Here is a 15,326-nt window from a genome sequence, read left to right on the forward strand (position 1 = left end):
AAACTTACACAACCTAACTTGGGCTGAGAAGACCTCAAAAAGCCTCCACATAAATACTAGCTGTGTCTTTCATTCAACGCGTCCAGGAGTTGCGAAAATCGACGCGCCATTTTTCGGTGACTGTATTCCTCGACCACTTCCCACTTTCCTCTGTACACGACCTTACCCTCCCTTTTATATTCACTATACCACTCCAAGAGAATGCTCCGAAGCTCCTGAGGAGATCGCGCATAACGCCCCGCACCCGTTTCCTGAAGAAGTTTTGCAATCACGCCCCCCTTTCCACCAAAGGCCAAAATTGGTCGTTTAGCAGCGAGGTATTCAAAAAGTTTGCCCGTGTAAATGCCTTCTTCCCTTGGGTCTTTCCAATCCAAAAGAAGCAGAACTTGCGCCTGACGCTGCTTTGCCAAAACCTCTGCACGAGGCACAGATGGAAGCAGCCGGACTACATCCTGCAACTTGAGTTTCCTTATATGCGGAATGAGCCATCCGTGATCACTTCCATAAAAAGTAACTGTAACATCAGATGCATATATATGTCCCTCTGAAATGAGTTCGCTCAGAACATAAAAGAACGGTGTTGGGTCTCGCATACCGCCATAAAGGCTACCTGAGTAGAGAAAGCTCATGTCTGTAGTTAGAGGCTCACTTTCAAGGGCTACCTCTTCCGGGTCAAACCCATTCGTGATTACTTCAACGGCCTTTTCCTTATGAAGAAAACGGAGCTTCTCGGCGTAAGGCTCCGACACGGTAATTAAAGCATCGGCCTCCTCTAAGGTTTTTCGTTCGAGTCTCCTATCAAAAAATTTCCGCAGAGGGCTCGCAAAATAGTAATAGCCGTAGTAAGGATCTTGAGTCCATAAGTCCCTAAAATCAGCAATCCAGGGAAGCCCTGATTCTACTTTTAAAGTCCTAGCGATGAGGTGGCTCGTAGGCGGACCAAAGCTACTTATAATTGCGTGAAATTTCTCATGGGCCAGCAAGGAACGCCCAGCGGCAACCGCGTACGGATACCATGCTTTTTGATTATCGGGAAAAATGAACGTCCGGGTAGCCCGTTTTACTGTATCAACCAGCGTCCGGCTTAAAGGCGTCCGAATGGGCTCGTCAACTCGGAAAACGCCAGCCTTATCCCTGTATCCACGGATGCCCAACCAGCGAAGATTTCTCAGCAACAGCTCCCCCACATCCCCAGGATAGGGAGTCTCTACAACATTGAAGCGTGGGTCTGGTTGCCCTGGCAGCTTAGCGGTAAGAATAACGGGCTCCCATCCAAACTCAGGTAAGTATTTTGCTAAACCCCTCAACCGAAGCGAGGCAACACCCGGTCGTGGTGGGAAAAAGAAGCTTACCACTAAAACACGTTTTTGCTCCATAGGATTCCTCCCCCAGCCAAAAGCGTAGCCACTCCCGCAGCCGCGCGTCCATTCCCGTAGGGAAAAATCAGAGCACCATCCCAAACGTTAAGAAAACAACCCACTAGAGATTCCACATCTTTTGGCGGGCACAAACGATTCCATCCAGACTCCACCAGCTCCACCCACTCGGTCTCGTCCCTTAGGGTAGCGCACGGCACGCGATAGAAGAAGGCCTCCTTCTGCACCCCACCTGAGTCGGTGGCAATAAGTCGGGCATTCTTCTCCAGCATCACCATGTCCAGGTATCCCACGGGTTCAATGGTCAACATCCTGTCCAAGAGCTCCTCCAGGCCATAGGCTTCAGCCCGCTTGCGGGTACGAGGGTGCACGGGGAAAACCACCGGCACCTCCCGGTGCACCTGGGCCAGGGCCTCCAAGATAACCCTTAGTCGTACGGGATCATCCGTGTTCTCGGCCCGGTGAACCGTGGCAAGGATATAGCCCTTCGGGGCCACATTCAAGCGCTGGAGTATCTGGCTTTCTCTCTCGGCCTTCTCTCCATAGTAAAGAGCGGCATCGTACATCACATCCCCCACCAAGTGCACCTTATCAGCAGGAATACCCTCCCGTAGGAGGTTTTGTACGGCCGTTTCCGTGGGAGCGAAAAGAAGGTCCGATACGTGGTCAGTGAGGACCCGATTGATTTCCTCTGGCATACGCCGGTTAAAGGAGCGTAGACCGGCCTCCACGTGGGCCACGGGAATGTGCAGCTTGGCCGCAGCCAGGGCCCCCGCCAGGGTACTGTCCGTGTCCCCGTAGACCAAGACCCAATCGGGCTTCTCTTTCAAGAGAACCCCCTCTATGGCCTCCAGCATGCGGCCCGTGTTTTGCCCATGGGTTCCCCCGCCTATACCCAGGTGGTAATCGGGTTCCGGAATCTCCAGCTCCTCAAAGAAAACCCGGCTCATGTTGTCGTCATGGTGCTGGCCCGTATGGACCAACACTTCCCGAAGTCCAGGTGTAGCCCTAAGAACCCGCGACACCGCCGCCGCCTTGATGAACTGCGGCCGGGCACCCACCACACTGACCACCGTCATGCTCCTCCCCCGCCCTCATACTGTAGCCGATGCACCAAGAAAAGCAAAATGACAAAATAGGCTCCATATGTCCCCGCCATCAGGAGGGATATACCCCATACCGCCTCTACCGGCCCAGAAAACCTGAGAAACCATAGGGGGCTTAGGACAGCCCCCAGGGAAAGAAAGTCGTACAAAAGCTTCAACCAAGACCAAGGGGAGAGAAACACCACCCGACTGACCGGGCTAACCGCTAACTGAAGGGTGACCCAGGGAGCCATAGCCCCCAGCATCTGGCCTGCCAACTCCCACTCGGGCCCAAATACCCAGGTTGCCACCTTGGGAGCAAAAAACCAAAGGACAAAACCCAACGCAAAACCCATAAGCCCTAGCCCAAAGGAAACTCTCAGAAAAAACGCCAAAAGTCGTTTTGGCTCCTGGCGAAGCATTATAGAAGCGCGCCCATAAAACACATCGGCCACCGCGGTGCCAATCAAGCTTACAGGGAGTCCAACCACCCTTTGTGCAAGGGCGAGAGCCCCCCCCGCAGAAGGCCCGTACAAGGACACGAAGAGGGGAACCGGGGCAACCAAAACCAATGTGTTTACAAAACTTGAAGGGAGCTGAATAACGGGATACGTCCAGTACGCCAAAAGAACGCGAGGGGCAAAGGCAGGTCTCAGGCAGGAGAGACCCCGGAATAGCCATCCCAATGACACCAGCCTCCCCAGCGTCTCCCCAAGGAGCAGTCCCATGGAACCAAAAGGGCTCAAAACCAACTGCAAGAGCACCTTGGACCATGCCTGGGCAACGGTGAAACGGCCAATCACCCCAAATCTTTCCCTGCGCAGCGCAAAAAAACGCAATACAAGCCCAAAACCGGTGGAAGCCAAGGCGATAAAGGCCAAAAGTGTTGCCAAAGGAGAGAACACGCCATAACCCAGAGCACCCCCTTGCCGCAGGAACTCAAATGCGAAAGCTCCAAGCAGAGATGTCAGCAAAACAAGAACAAGACCGCTGCAGCACAGCAACAAGGCATCTTCGTCCTTTCGGGCGGCCACGATCGCCACCTCATATCTCAGGGAGGTTAAAACCGAGGCCAAGCCAAGAAAACTGACAAAAAGCCCCCAGCTGCCCATATCATCCGGACCGTAAACCCGCGTTAAAATGGGGGAGGCCAGCACCGCGACAAGTTGGGCCAAAGCGGTACTCCCCCCGATAGCCAATACTCCACGGAAAAAATGGCTTTTTAGGGGAGACCAGAAAGATGGGTTCTTCATTACGACAAGAAGGTTACTAAAGGCCCAACTACTTTCTCCTGCGCGCCCCCTTCCAAAAAGGGTCCCATGGGCAAGGAAAGGACCTCGCCCGCCGCCCTCTCTGCCAGCGGTAAAGCTCCTTCCGGATAGCCATACACCGGCAACCGGTGGAGGGGAATGGGGTAATAGACCATGGTGCCGATAACCGCCTCTGCCAGGGCTTGTTGGACCATATCCCTTTTACCCCCGAGAATCCGCACCGTGTACTGGTGGAAGACGTGCCCTTCGGAAACCTCGGGAAGGACCAGGTCAGGAATCCCGGAAAGAAGCTGGTTGTAGCGCCGGGCCACCTGACGCCGCTTTTCGTTCCACCGATCCACATGGGGCAGCTTGACCCGCAGGATAGCCGCCTGAAGGGCATCCAGGCGCGAGTTATACCCCACCATCTCGTTAAAGTACTTGCGCCTCGAGCCGTGCGCCCTGAGCATCCGCGCCAGCTCAGCTACCCCGTCGTCGTCGGTGACCAGCAAACCCCCATCCCCATAGGCCCCCAGGTTCTTGCTGGGGAAGAAGGAGAAAGCCCCCGCATGCCCCAAGGTCCCCACCTTTTTGCCCCGGTAGGTGGCCCCAAAGGCCTGGGCGCAGTCCTCCAGCACCTTAAGCCCATGCTCCTCCGCTATGGCCAGGATGGCATCCATCTCCGCCGGGCGGCCGTAAAGGTGCACGGGAAGGATGGCCTTGGTCCGAGGGGTGATGGCGGCCGGGATGAGGTCGGGATTGATGTTGAAGGTTTTGGGATCTATGTCCACAAAAACCGGCGTGGCCCCCACCAAACTTATCGCCTCGGCGGTGGCGAAGAAGGTAAAGGGCGTGGTGATCACCTCGTCCCCAGGGCCTACCCCCAGGGCCCTTAGCCCGATCACCAAGGCATCGGTGCCGGAGTTAAGCCCGATGGCATGCTTGACGCCCAAGTACTCCGCCACCTCCCTTTCAAAGGCCTCCACCTCGGGGCCGAGGATGAACTGCCCCGAGCGCAACACCCGGGTGATGGCCGCCATGAGGTCATCCCAGAGCGCCTCCACCTCCGGGGTGAGGTCCAGGATGGGGATGCGGTTCACTCCACCCGCCATACCCTCTCCCCTTCCTTGCGGTAGCGCCGGCCGCATTCCCTGCACTGTGCCTCCTCCCCCTCAGGGGCAAAGCGCAGGGGAAGACCGCACTCGCAAGCATACCCCACGATCCGGGCCGGCACCCCGGCCACCAAGGCATAAGGGGGCACATCCTTGGTAACCACAGCCCCGGCGGCCACAAAGGCCCATTCCCCAATGGTCACCCCACAGACAATGGTGGCGTTGGCGCCAATGGTAGCCCCCCGCTTGACCAACGTCCGGAGGTAGTCCTCGCTGCGATTGCGGGGAAAGGCCGCCCTGGGGGTGCGCACGTTGGTGAAGACCGCGCTGGGGCCCACGAACACATGGTCCTCCAAGACGACCCCCTCGTACAGGGAGACGTTGTTCTGTATCTTGCACCCCCGGCCCATCCTCACCCCTTTGGCCACAAAGACGTTTTGGCCCAAGGTGCATTCCTCCCCGATCTCCGCCCCCGGCATGATATGGCAGAAATGCCATATTCGGGTACCACGGCCTATCTTGGCGCCCTCATCCACGTAGGCGCTTTCGTGCACGAAGTATTCCATCCCTACTCCAGGAAGGCATGCCGGACCCCAGGGCGGGGGACAACCACCTCCGCCCGGCGCACCCGGGCGGTCACCTCAATACCCGGCCGGGCTTCCTCCAGGCCGAATCCCTCCCCAGCCAGGGTACGGCGGTAGACCTCGGTGTGCAGGTCGGTGAACCCCTCGGAAAACTCCACCTCCTCCCCCTCGATGCGAATGGAGCGGTAGGTGCGTTGGCCTCGAGCCTGAACCTCTTGGGGAAGAAAGCGGGGGTCTATGGAAAGAAACCAGCGCACCTGGGCCCTTTCCAGCTCTAGATACCCAGCCACCGTGGTGGGCGTGCGCAGGTGGACCTCGAGGACCTCCACCCTCCCAAAGTACCAAAGGAGAAGGTCAAAGAAATGGATGCCGATATTGGTGGCCACACCGCCGCTCTTGGCCTCATCGGCCTTCCAGCTCTTCTGGTACCAAGGCCCGCGGCTGGTGATGTAGGTGAGCACCACCTGCCTCTTCCCCCCTTCCCCTTGCAACCGTTCCCTCAAGGCCAAGAGGGCGGGATGAACCCGAAGCTGCAAAACCGTGTACACCCTTTTGCCCGTGCGGGCCTCCATGGCCGCCAGGCGGTCCAGGGACTCCGGTTCCACCACCAAGGGCTTCTCGCATAGCACATGGGCCCCCTGGCGTAAGCCCAAGCGGATATGGGCCTCGTGGAGATGGTTGGGGCTCACCACGGAAACCCAGTCCACAGGGTGGTCCTCCAGGTAGGCCTCAAACACCTCGGGCTCACGGAAGAACTCCGCGTTGGGGAAGTAGCTATCCAGTACGCCCACCGCATCGAAGGGATCCAAGGCCGCCACCAGATCCCCCCCCACCTCCTTGATGGCCTTGAGGTGGCGGGGAGCGATGTAGCCGGCGGCCCCGATCAAGGCAAAGCGCTTCATAACAAGGTCACCTTGGGATGCTTGAGATGGCGGGTAGCCCCCCGGGTGTCCAAAACCCGCCTAGCGTGCTCCAGGATCCAAGGGTAGTCAAAGGCCGAGTGATCCGTGGTGATCAGGACCAGGTCCTGTTCCTCCAGCCGCTTTGGGGTTAGGTCCACGCTTTCCATCTCCAAGCCGTGCTCCTGGAACCGGGGCACGTGGGGGTCGTGGTACTGGACCTCGAGGCCCAGGCGCCTTAAGCCCTGAATCACCCGGATGGCCGGGCTTTCCCGGTAGTCGCCGATGTCCTTCTTGTAAGCCACCCCTAAGACCAAGACCTTGGCGCCCTTGATGGGAATCCCCTCCCCCGCCAAAAGGCGAAGGGTTCTCTCCACCACGAACTCCGGCATCTTGCGGTTGATCTCACCCGCCAAGGCGATGAAGTGGGTGTTGAAGTTGTACTCCTTGGCCTTCCACTCCAGGTAGTGGGGGTCTATGGGGATACAGTGCCCGCCCACTCCGGGGCCCGGGTAGAAGGGCATGATGCCGAAGGGCTTGGTGAAGGCGGCGTCCAGCACCTCCCACACGTTAAGCCCCATGCGGTCGCAAAGGAGGGCCAGTTCGTTCACCAAGGCGATGTTGACCGCACGGAAGGTGTTCTCAAAGACCTTGACCAGCTCCGCCGCCTTGGCGCTGGAAACGGTGACCACCCGCTCTATGGTCTGGCCGTAAAAGAAGGCCCCCACCTCCAGGGAACGCGGGCCACACCCGCCCACCACCTTGGTGGTGTTCTTGGTGGTGTAGCGCTTGTTGCCGGGGTCCACCCGCTCGGGGGAGTGCACCAGGAAGAAGTCCTCCTCCACCTTGAGGCCCCGGGCCTCGAGGAGGGGGAGCATCACCTCCTCCGTGGTGCCCGGGTAGGTGGTGGACTCGAGGCTAATGAGCTGGCCTGGCCTCAGGTGCTCAGCGATGGCCTCCGTAACCCGCACCACGTACCGGAGGTCTGGGGTGAGGTTCTGGGTAAGGGGCGTGGGCACGGCAATGACGATGACGTCCATCTCGGGTACCCGGCGGAAGTCGGTCTCCGCCCGGATCAACCCCCGGGCCACCAACTCCTTAAGGTCCTCATCCCGCACGTCAGGGATGTAGTTTTCCCCCCGGTTCACTTTCTCCGCCCGCCTGGGGTTTTGCTCCACCCCGATGACCCTGAACCCCACCTTGGCCTTCTCCACCGCAAAGGGAAGGCCCACGTACCCCAGGCCCACCACCCCCACCACCGCCTCACGGGTGGCAATTTTCCGTTTGAGCTCTTCCAGCAGGGATGTCGTGGACAACTCCGGCATTCCCCCTCCTCCCAGGAAGGATACCATGCCCTTTACCCCATCTGCGTGTGGAGCTCCGGGTCCGATCCCGGTAGAATCCCAGGCATGCGGCGGCTACTGGTTTTGGGGGCTTTCCTGGGCCTCGCCCTGGCAGGGCCCTGCAGGGAGAGGCCCTACACCCTGGAAACCGAGGACGGCCTCCTGGGGGGCCAGGAGATGAGCTACGACGGAGAGGTCCTGGTCTTCGAGGGCCAGGCCTGCCTGGAGCGGGAAGGGCTTTACCTGGAAGCCCCCGCCATCCGCTACCTCGAGGAGGAGGGAAGCTTCCAGGCGGAAGGCCTAAAGGGGGAGGCCGAGGGCTGGCAGGTGGAGGCCCGGGAACTGGTGGGGAAGGAGCTAAAGGGGGTGCGCCTTGCCCGGGGAAGGCTTAAGGCGGAGGTCAGCCGGCTTCGCCTGGAAAAGCCCCTTAAGGGGGAGGGCATCTTCCTGGAAAGCCCCGCCTACCGGGTCAAGGCGGCGGAGGGAAGCTTCACCCGGGAGGAGGCCCGGCTCAAAGGCTTCCTCGCCACCCCTTGCCCCTGCGGGGAGGACGTGCGCTTGGGGATGGAGGAGGCCACCTTCCTGGTGGCCACGGGGGAGGTTAAGGGGGAGGCCACCCTTGGGCTGTGGGGCCTGGAAATCCCCTTGGGGGAAACCCGGGCGAACGCCAACCGCCGCCCGGACCTGAGAAGCCCCCTGGTCCTCTCCAGCTCGGAAGCGGGAGGCTGGACCTTGGGGCTACGGGACTTCCCCCTTCCCAGGCCCGGGGAGGAGCTCGGCAGGTGGGAGAGGAGGTTCACCCTCCTGGCCACGGGCCTAGGCACCCCTCAGGAAGCCCTGCGCCTGGGCCTAAGGGAAGGGGGGCGGGGGGCCGAGGTGCGGTTCGGCTATGCCCCCGGGGTACAGGCCTACTGGGACGACCTCTTCCTGGCCGCAAGCCCCAACCCTCCCGATGCCGATACTCCCCGGCTGGAGGCCCGCTACACCCCCACCCTTCGCCTAGGGAACCTCACCCTGAGGCCCTTCCTGCGGTATGCGGAGACCTCGAGGAGCCAGGGGGCCACGGTGGGCCTCGAGGGGGGGTACCGGGAAACCCTTAGGGAAGGGCCCTTTAGCCTGACCCTAAGCCCCAGCTTCCTCCTCGCCCTCTATCCCTTCACCCCCTACTCCCCTTACCTGGCCCTTGGGGGGGGCCTGGAGGGGGCCTTCCGGGAAGGGGACCTCGCCCTGAGGGCCGCCTATGCGGGGAGGCTGGAACCCCTTTCCCCCACCCCACCCTTCACCTTTGAGAACCGGGACGAGTTCCAACGCCTAACCCTGGAAGGGCGGTATGGCCCCTTTGGCCTCCGCTACACCCTGGATAACCCCTTGGGCCAGCGCCTGGACCGGCTGGAGGGGGAGGTCCAAGACCTAAGCCTCGGCACCTTCCGCCTGGGGTACGTGCGGGGAAGCCTGGAGGAGATCCGCCTGGGGTACGCCATGCCCCTTCCCGAGCGCACCTGTTGCCAGGCCTTTTGGCTTGCCCCCGAGGTGGGCCTAAACCGGGGAGGCCTCACCCGCCTCGGCCTCACCCTCCGCTACTACGACGGCTGCTTCACCTACGAGGTGCGCTGGCAGAACGTCCTTAAGGGCCAGTACGCCGAGGCCTTGGGCCAGAGCCTTTCCTTTAGTCTTGCCCTGCGCTAGACTGAGGCCATGCCCGAGGTGGAAGGGCTGGGGGAGAGGCTGGAAAAGCTGGAAGGGGTGGTGGAGGCCACCCTCCAAGTCCTCCCCCCCTTGGTGCAAGACCTTTCGCGGCGCATAGATACCCTGCGGGAAGAGGTCAAGGCCGAGCTGAGGGAAACCCGGACCCATACGGAAGGCCGGTTGGGGTCCTTGGAGAAGCGTCTGGGCGAGGTGGAAAACAAGCTGGAGGCCCGGCTTGCTTCCACGGAAAGGCGCTTGGCGGAGGGGGAAACCAGGCTGGAGTCCCGGATGGACCAGGTACAGGTCCGTCTTGAAGGGCAGATCCAGCAGGTCCGCCAAGAGCTGGAAGGCCGGATTGCCCAAGTGGAAAGCAAGTTGGAAACCCGCATCGGCCAGGTCCAGAGGCACCTGGGTGAACAAATCCACCAGGTGGAAGGGAGACTGGAGGCCAGGATCGGCCAGGTCCAAAGCCAACTGGAAGGACAGATCCAGCAAATCCAAAAGGAGCTGGACACCCGAACGAAGCAGCTGGAAACCCACATCGGCCAGGTCCAGAGGCACCTGGGTGAACAAATCCACCAGGTGGAAGGGAGACTGGAAGCCAGGATCGGCCAGGTCCAAAGCCAACTGGAAGGACAGATCCAGCAAATCCAAAAGGAGCTGGACACCCGAACGAAGCAGCTGGAAACCCACATCGGCCAGGTCCAGAGCCACCTGGGTGAACAAATCCACCAGGTGGAAAGGAGACTGGAGGCCAGGATCGGCCAGGTCCAAAGCCAACTGGAAGGACAGATCCAGCAGCTGGAAAGCCGGATGGCAAAGCTGGAGACCAGGCTGGAAGCCCTGCGCCAGGAGGTCAAGGCGGATATCAACACCGCCTTCAACAAGGCCATGCTGGTCTTCACCGCCATCGGCGCGGTGTTGGCCCTGCTAACCCTTCTCCACTAAGGCTCAACCCGCAAGGCCCGAAGGAAGAGGTTCCGGTCCTCAGGGGGCTGGTAGAGGTCGTTGGGGAAGACCAAGGCCAGGGTTCCCTTCCCCGTGGTGGTCACCCAGACCTCCACCACCCCCCGCACCTCCCCCTGCCAGAGCACCCGGCTTCCCTCCACCACCACCGCGTAAGGCCCTTTCCCGTGGGCCAGGGTGCCCTCGAGGACCAGCCCCACCCGCCCCTTCCGGCAAAGGGGGATCTCCACCACCCCGTTGCTCCATAGCTCCGCCCGCTCGGGAATGGACCCGGGAACGCAGGCTTCTTGGGTGAGGGGGGCCAGGCGGAAACCCTGGTCCAAGGACCAAAGGGCCAGGGAAACCCCGAGGGCAAAGGTCCCAAGGCCCAAAACCCAGGCCAAGACCCTCACCACCGCACCTCCTTCTCCAGCACATAGCGGGGCCTTAGGGCCAGGCGGTGCTGGCTGAAGAGGAGGACCCTAAGCCGGTACTCCCCGGGAGGTAGACCCTCTGGTACCCGGAAAATAACCCGCTTGTCCCCCGGCCACTCCCAGCCCAGGCGCTGGCAGCCCTTTTGGCAAAGCCACACCTGGACCCTGTACCCCTCCCCTCCCACGAGGCGCAAGAAACCCACCCCCTCCGGGGGAAGGGCCAGGTAGGCCAGCCTGGGGGGAGGGGTGGGGGGGCGGGTGGCCAGGTAGAGGAAGGGCAAGGACCAAAGAAGGGCCACGGCCCCCGCCCAACCCAAGGTGGCGGGAAGCCTTACCCCCCGAGCCAGGGCCATCCCCCCCAGGAGGAAGAAGACCTCCCCCCGGAAGGGGCTCGGGACGCTAAAGGGGTTATCGCTCATCCCCATGGCCACAAAGGCCAGGAGGAGGGAGAAAAGGAGCCCCTCCCCCCAGGCGGCGGCCAAAAACCCCCCCACCAGGAGAAGAAGCCCCACCCCACCCAACACCCCGCCTTCCCCCAGGGCCTGGAGAAGGTGGTTGTGGGCAAAGCTCCACAAACCCCCAAGGGGCCTAAGCCCATCAGGGCAGGTGAGGCCCCGGGCCTCGAGGAGGGGGAAGAGAAAGCAGTCGCCAAAGAGGGTCCCCTTCAGGTAATCCCCCAGCACATAGGGCCCCACCCCCGTCCAGGGATGGGCCCGGTAGACCTCATAGGCCCTGAGCCATAGCCCCTCGCGCCCCGAAAGGTGGGTCTGGAAGAAGCGCTCGGAAAGAGGGTTGTCGGAGGTGAAAGCGGCGAAGAGGACCAGCCCGGCTACCCCCAAGGCCCAAAACCCCCGCCCGCGGAAAAGAAGCCCAAAAGCCCCCCCAAGGAGCAGGGCCAGCATCCCCCCGCGGCTCGCGCTGAGGAGCAAAACCGCTCCCCCCAAAAGGCCCAGAAGGAGGCGGAAGGGCCAGGAATAACGGGTGTAGGCGGCAAGGAGGACCCCCACTGCCCCCATGAACCCCAGGCCCACCGGGCTATGGAAGGGGTGCATAAGCCTTTCCCCCACCACCCTGTCCCCGAAGGTCAGGTACGAGGCCAGGAAGGCCGTCAGGTAGAGGAGGAAAAGGCCATACCCCAAAGGCCTTAGGGCCCGGGATGGGGAAGGGGCCTGGAGGCCCAAGGCCACCCCCGCCCCCAAGAGGCCCAGCACGTAAAGAAGCCGGCCCAGGGCCAAGGGGAAGGCCCAGGCTTCCGGGGCCAGAAGGGCGGGAAGGAGAAGGAAAAGGGCGTAGATACCCAAAAGGCCCAGGGCCCAGGGGGAAAGCCGCCTCAGGTAACCCAAGAATAGGGGGGCTAAAAGGGCCAGGGGAGGGAAAAGGGGAGCCAAGCCCAGGGCCAGAGGCAGCCAGCGCACCACGCCCAATATACGCCAAGGAGGCCCTAAGACGCTCCTCAAGATCCTCTGGTAAAGTGCCTCCCATGAGGGGACAAAGCCGCCTTCTTCTGGCCCTGGCCCTTTTTCTGGCCTCCTCCTTAGGAGCCCGCTTCGCCGCCTTCAGCGTGGAGCCCTTCGGCACCCAAAGGGTCAACCTGGACACGGGGGTAACCACCCTGCCCCAAGGGGGAATCCTCACCGACCACGAGAACGGCCTCCGCCTTAAGGCGGGCTACATCGAGTACAAGGAGGGGAGCTTCGTGCGGGCCAAGGGGGCCGAGCTCCTTTCGGAGAAGGAAACCTTCCTGGCCCAGACCCTCGAGCACGATATCCCCAAGCAGGAAGCCCGCTTTACCGGCCTCACCTTCAGCAACGCGGATTTCAAGGGGCTAAAGGCCGAGCGGGCCCTGGCCCTATTCTCCGAGGACCTCGTGATCCTGAAGGGCAGGGTGCAGGCGGAAAAGCCCAGGCTCCAGGCGGAAACCCTGGTGGTGAACCTAAAGGAGCGCGAAGCCCTGGCCCTGGGAAGCTTCACCTACCAGGAAGGAAAGGCCACCCTAAGGGGCCAAGGGCCAAGCGCCCGGCTTTACCTGCGCTTCGCCTCCGGTAAGGTGCAGGCCACCACCAAAATCCCTCCCGGGGCAGGTGCCCTGGCCCAGTACGCCAACCGCCTCCCATGACCCTCTACCGGCACATCCTCAAGGAAAGCCTCCCGCTTCTCCTCTTGGCCCTCCTTTTCCTCACCCTCGTCTACCTCTTCGGCTTCTTCTACGCCGGGGCCCGCTGGCTGGAAGGGGTGCCCTTGGTCAAGGTGGCGCGTTGGCTTTCCTACCACGTGCCCGGGGTCCTGGTCCAGGTTTTCCCCATCGCCTTGGTCACCACCACGGTCCTGGTCTTCGGCAGGCTTTCCGCGGAAGGGGCCCAGTTCGCCCTGCTCTCGGGGGGGATTCCCCTTTGGCGGGCGGCCCTGCCCCTGGTGGGAACAGGGGCTTTGCTGAGCGGCGCGGCCCTCTACCTGCAGGAAAAGCTGGTTCCCTACTACAACGAAAGGGTACGGGTGGCCTGGTGGGACGAGATCCATACGCAAGGGGCCGGGCTATTCCGCCTAAAGGGCCTACAGATCCCCATCGGCAAGGGACGAAGCCTCTACTTTGAGGACTTCGACATGGGGAAAAAGGAGATGGTGAAGGTGCGGATCACCTCCTTCCAGGGGGAGGAGGGCACCTTCCTCTTCGCCGAGCGGGGAAACTGGGAGGACCGGGTGATCACCCTGAAGGAGTACCGCTTCTACCGGGTGGATTTCGCCGAGGTTCCCCGGCTGGAAACCGCCAAGGACCTCTTGGCCCAGACCCGCAAGGTCTTCCGGGTGGTGAGCCAGGGGAAGGTCTTGGAGGTGGAGTCCGACCTCTCCCGGGCCCGGGCCATCGCCGACTACGCCGACACCTTCAGCTTTGGCCAGGATAGCCTCTCGGGGGCCTGGGCCAAGATGCGGGACCCCTTTTTGGCCCCCCTGGAAAAGTGGCGGGCCCGGCTGGAGTTTCACTCCAAGCTGGCCCTGCCCCTGGCCAACCTGGTCCTGGTCCTCCTGGCCACGGCCATGGCCCTACGCTATGGCCGGAGCACGGGGCTCGCCCTGGGCCTAAGCGTGGTGCTGGCCCTGGGGTACTATGGGGCCTTCTTCCTGGGCCGCTCCTTGGCGGGGATCGGGGCCCTCCCCCCGGAGCTTGGGGCCTGGGGGGCCAACCTGCTCTTCCTCCTTTTGGGGATCAGGGCCTTACGGTAAACGCCTTACCCCCTGGGTTTCCCCAGGGGGTTTCTGGTGGAGCCGAGGGGATTCGAACCCCTGACCTCCTCAATGCCATTGAGGCGCGCTCCCAACTGCGCCACGGCCCCAGGCAACGCCTATGGTACCGAGGGGGAAGGGTTTTGTCAACGGGTCCAGAGGCCGATCAAAAGGGCCAGGGCCACGAAGACCACCCCCAGGATGACGGTGAGCCGGTAAAGCCCCCCGGTGACCCCGCGGGCGGAAAAGAGGTCCGCGGAGGCCCCCATGAGGTCTCCGGCGCCCTGCTTGGGCTCCTGCACCAGGACCAGGTAGACCAAAAGCCCGGCCACGCCCAGGTAGAGGAGGATGACCAAGGTGTAAAGGAAGTCCATACCCCTACCACTTTAACGGGAAGCAAGGGCCGTGTCCACACCGGACCCAGGGGCGGTATAAAGAGGTGTGGAACTGGAGGACATCTACGCCGCCCACCGGCGCATCCGCCCCTATATCCACCGCACCCCCCTCCTCACCTCGAGGCTCCTGGATGTACTCCTGGGAAAGCGCGTGCTTTTAAAAGCCGAGCACCTGCAGAAGACGGGAAGCTTCAAGGCCCGGGGGGCTCTTTCCAAGGCCCTGACCCTAGAAAGCCCCAAGGGGCTCCTGGCGGTGAGTAGCGGCAACCACGCCCAGGGTTTGGCCTACGCCGCCCGGATCCTGGGGGTCAAGGCCCTCATCGTGATGCCGGAGGAGGCAAGCCCCTACAAGAAGGAGGCGGCCCGGGCCTACGGGGCCCAGGTGGTGGACCAAGGGGTTAGGGTGGAAAACCGGGAGGAGGTGGCCAGGGCCCTTCTCCTGGAAACCGGGTACGCCTTCATCCATCCCTTCGATGATCCCCTGGTCATGGCCGGCCAGGGCACCGCCGGGCTGGAGCTCATGGCCCAGGCAGGGGAGCTAGGCCTTTTCCCGGAAGCGGTCCTGGTCCCGGTGGGGGGAGGGGGGCTCATCGCCGGGGTGGCCACGGCGGTAAAGGCCCTCTCCCCCAGCACCCTGGTCCTGGGGGTGGAGCCCGAAGGGGCGGACGACGCCAGGAGGAGCCTGGAGGAAGGCGGGATCGTGCGCCTGCCCCAGGCCCCCAAAACCCGGGCGGACGGGGTAAGGACCCTGGCCCTGGGCCAGCACACCTTCCCCATCCTGAAGGGGAAGGTGGACGCCATTCTCACCGTGAGCGAGGAGGCCATCCTGGAGGCCGAGGGGCTCCTCTTCACCCGCACCAAGCAGGTGGTGGAGCCCACCGGGGCCCTCCCCTTGGCCGCCGTGCTGGAGCATGGGAAAGGGCTTCCTGGGGTCCTGGCCCTCCTCCTTTCGGGGGGAAACCGGGGGTTTTGCCCCGCCCCCTAGGTCAGGTATCCTG

General features: G+C 62.3%; 15 protein-coding genes and 1 tRNA gene. 5 read left to right on the forward strand and 11 right to left on the reverse strand.

Annotated features, from left to right (window positions below; all coding sequences use genetic code 11):
- Positions 1 to 56 precede the first annotated feature (56 nt).
- The 7 genes from L0C59_RS04110 to L0C59_RS04140 are packed head-to-tail and all read right to left on the reverse strand — an operon-like array spanning position 57 to position 7,631.
- Positions 57 to 1,376 (reverse strand): glycosyltransferase, encoded by a 1,320-nt coding sequence (locus tag L0C59_RS04110; protein WP_243089947.1) that lies wholly within the window; start codon positions 1,374 to 1,376, stop codon positions 57 to 59.
- Positions 1,355 to 2,455 carry a non-hydrolyzing UDP-N-acetylglucosamine 2-epimerase gene (gene wecB, locus L0C59_RS04115; RefSeq protein ID WP_243089948.1) on the reverse strand — a complete coding sequence of 367 codons (1,101 nt, stop codon included), beginning with the start codon at positions 2,453 to 2,455 and terminating at the stop codon, positions 1,355 to 1,357. Before wecB ends, L0C59_RS04110 begins: the two co-directional genes overlap by 22 nt.
- Positions 2,452 to 3,714, reverse strand: coding sequence for a lipopolysaccharide biosynthesis protein (locus L0C59_RS04120; protein WP_243089949.1), 1,263 nt, complete (start codon positions 3,712 to 3,714; stop codon positions 2,452 to 2,454). The genes wecB and L0C59_RS04120 overlap by 4 nt, the downstream gene beginning before the upstream one ends.
- Complete coding sequence (locus L0C59_RS04125) at positions 3,714 to 4,823, reverse strand: DegT/DnrJ/EryC1/StrS family aminotransferase (RefSeq protein ID WP_243089950.1); 1,110 nt, start codon at positions 4,821 to 4,823, stop codon at positions 3,714 to 3,716. The genes L0C59_RS04120 and L0C59_RS04125 overlap by 1 nt, the downstream gene beginning before the upstream one ends.
- Positions 4,808 to 5,389 carry an acyltransferase gene (locus tag L0C59_RS04130; protein ID WP_279232496.1) on the reverse strand — a complete coding sequence of 194 codons (582 nt, stop codon included), beginning with the start codon at positions 5,387 to 5,389 and terminating at the stop codon, positions 4,808 to 4,810. Before L0C59_RS04130 ends, L0C59_RS04125 begins: the two co-directional genes overlap by 16 nt.
- Before the next feature lie 2 nt (positions 5,390 to 5,391).
- Complete coding sequence (locus L0C59_RS04135; protein ID WP_243089951.1) at positions 5,392 to 6,309, reverse strand: Gfo/Idh/MocA family oxidoreductase; 918 nt, start codon at positions 6,307 to 6,309, stop codon at positions 5,392 to 5,394.
- Complete coding sequence (locus L0C59_RS04140; RefSeq protein WP_243089952.1) at positions 6,306 to 7,631, reverse strand: nucleotide sugar dehydrogenase; 1,326 nt, start codon at positions 7,629 to 7,631, stop codon at positions 6,306 to 6,308. The genes L0C59_RS04135 and L0C59_RS04140 overlap by 4 nt, the downstream gene beginning before the upstream one ends.
- 84 nt (positions 7,632 to 7,715) lie before the next feature.
- On the opposite strand from L0C59_RS04140, the gene L0C59_RS04145 reads away from it, so the two are divergent.
- Together L0C59_RS04145 and L0C59_RS04150 are read left to right on the forward strand one after the other, a co-directional pair.
- Complete coding sequence (locus tag L0C59_RS04145; protein WP_243089953.1) at positions 7,716 to 9,335, forward strand: hypothetical protein; 1,620 nt, start codon at positions 7,716 to 7,718, stop codon at positions 9,333 to 9,335.
- A 9-nt stretch (positions 9,336 to 9,344) separates the two neighbouring features.
- The gene (locus tag L0C59_RS04150) at positions 9,345 to 10,283 is read left to right on the forward strand and encodes a coiled-coil domain-containing protein (protein ID WP_243089954.1); all 939 of its coding nucleotides are present in this window, start codon (positions 9,345 to 9,347) and stop codon (positions 10,281 to 10,283) included.
- Here the strand turns inward: L0C59_RS04150 and L0C59_RS04155 are convergent.
- Both L0C59_RS04155 and L0C59_RS04160 read right to left on the reverse strand, forming a co-directional pair.
- The gene (locus L0C59_RS04155) at positions 10,280 to 10,696 is read right to left on the reverse strand and encodes a hypothetical protein (protein WP_243089955.1); all 417 of its coding nucleotides are present in this window, start codon (positions 10,694 to 10,696) and stop codon (positions 10,280 to 10,282) included. The genes L0C59_RS04150 and L0C59_RS04155 overlap by 4 nt on opposite strands.
- Positions 10,690 to 12,129, reverse strand: a complete 1,440-nt coding sequence (locus L0C59_RS04160) for an O-antigen ligase family protein (protein ID WP_243089956.1) — start codon at positions 12,127 to 12,129, stop codon at positions 10,690 to 10,692. The genes L0C59_RS04155 and L0C59_RS04160 overlap by 7 nt, the downstream gene beginning before the upstream one ends.
- 65 nt (positions 12,130 to 12,194) lie before the next feature.
- Between L0C59_RS04160 and L0C59_RS04165 the strand changes: the two genes are divergently transcribed.
- A complete protein-coding gene (locus tag L0C59_RS04165; protein ID WP_243089957.1) occupies positions 12,195 to 12,830 on the forward strand; it encodes a hypothetical protein in 636 nt (211 codons plus the stop codon).
- Positions 12,827 to 13,933, forward strand: a complete 1,107-nt coding sequence (locus L0C59_RS04170) for an LptF/LptG family permease (protein WP_243089958.1) — start codon at positions 12,827 to 12,829, stop codon at positions 13,931 to 13,933. The genes L0C59_RS04165 and L0C59_RS04170 overlap by 4 nt, the downstream gene beginning before the upstream one ends.
- 34 nt (positions 13,934 to 13,967) lie before the next feature.
- Here the strand turns inward: L0C59_RS04170 and L0C59_RS04175 are convergent.
- Both L0C59_RS04175 and secG read right to left on the reverse strand, forming a co-directional pair.
- Positions 13,968 to 14,043 (reverse strand) — tRNA-Ala (locus tag L0C59_RS04175).
- Between the two features lie 36 nt (positions 14,044 to 14,079).
- Complete coding sequence (gene secG, locus L0C59_RS04180; protein ID WP_243089959.1) at positions 14,080 to 14,307, reverse strand: preprotein translocase subunit SecG; 228 nt, start codon at positions 14,305 to 14,307, stop codon at positions 14,080 to 14,082.
- A 67-nt stretch (positions 14,308 to 14,374) separates the two neighbouring features.
- Here secG and L0C59_RS04185 point away from each other — a divergent pair, with 67 nt between their 5' ends.
- Positions 14,375 to 15,313, forward strand: coding sequence for a threonine/serine dehydratase family protein (locus tag L0C59_RS04185; RefSeq protein ID WP_243089960.1), 939 nt, complete (start codon positions 14,375 to 14,377; stop codon positions 15,311 to 15,313).
- Positions 15,314 to 15,326: the final 13 nt, after the last annotated feature.

This window comes from Thermus neutrinimicus (assembly GCF_022760955.1).
GTDB classification, from domain to species: domain Bacteria; phylum Deinococcota; class Deinococci; order Deinococcales; family Thermaceae; genus Thermus; species Thermus neutrinimicus.

Excerpts from the sequence above, each read along its gene's own strand:
- L0C59_RS04110 (WP_243089947.1), bottom strand. The coding sequence starts at position 1,376 with ATGGAGCAAAAACGTGTTTTAGTGGTAAGCTTCTTTTTCCCACCACGA.
- wecB (WP_243089948.1), bottom strand. The coding sequence starts at position 2,455 with ATGACGGTGGTCAGTGTGGTGGGTGCCCGGCCGCAGTTCATCAAGGCG.
- L0C59_RS04120 (WP_243089949.1), bottom strand. The coding sequence starts at position 3,714 with ATGAAGAACCCATCTTTCTGGTCTCCCCTAAAAAGCCATTTTTTCCGT.
- L0C59_RS04125 (WP_243089950.1), bottom strand. The coding sequence starts at position 4,823 with ATGGCGGGTGGAGTGAACCGCATCCCCATCCTGGACCTCACCCCGGAG.
- L0C59_RS04130 (WP_279232496.1), bottom strand. The coding sequence starts at position 5,389 with ATGGAATACTTCGTGCACGAAAGCGCCTACGTGGATGAGGGCGCCAAG.
- L0C59_RS04135 (WP_243089951.1), bottom strand. The coding sequence starts at position 6,309 with ATGAAGCGCTTTGCCTTGATCGGGGCCGCCGGCTACATCGCTCCCCGC.
- L0C59_RS04140 (WP_243089952.1), bottom strand. The coding sequence starts at position 7,631 with ATGCCGGAGTTGTCCACGACATCCCTGCTGGAAGAGCTCAAACGGAAA.
- L0C59_RS04145 (WP_243089953.1), top strand. The coding sequence starts at position 7,716 with ATGCGGCGGCTACTGGTTTTGGGGGCTTTCCTGGGCCTCGCCCTGGCA.
- L0C59_RS04150 (WP_243089954.1), top strand. The coding sequence starts at position 9,345 with ATGCCCGAGGTGGAAGGGCTGGGGGAGAGGCTGGAAAAGCTGGAAGGG.
- L0C59_RS04165 (WP_243089957.1), top strand. The coding sequence starts at position 12,195 with ATGAGGGGACAAAGCCGCCTTCTTCTGGCCCTGGCCCTTTTTCTGGCC.
- L0C59_RS04170 (WP_243089958.1), top strand. The coding sequence starts at position 12,827 with ATGACCCTCTACCGGCACATCCTCAAGGAAAGCCTCCCGCTTCTCCTC.
- secG (WP_243089959.1), bottom strand. The coding sequence starts at position 14,307 with ATGGACTTCCTTTACACCTTGGTCATCCTCCTCTACCTGGGCGTGGCC.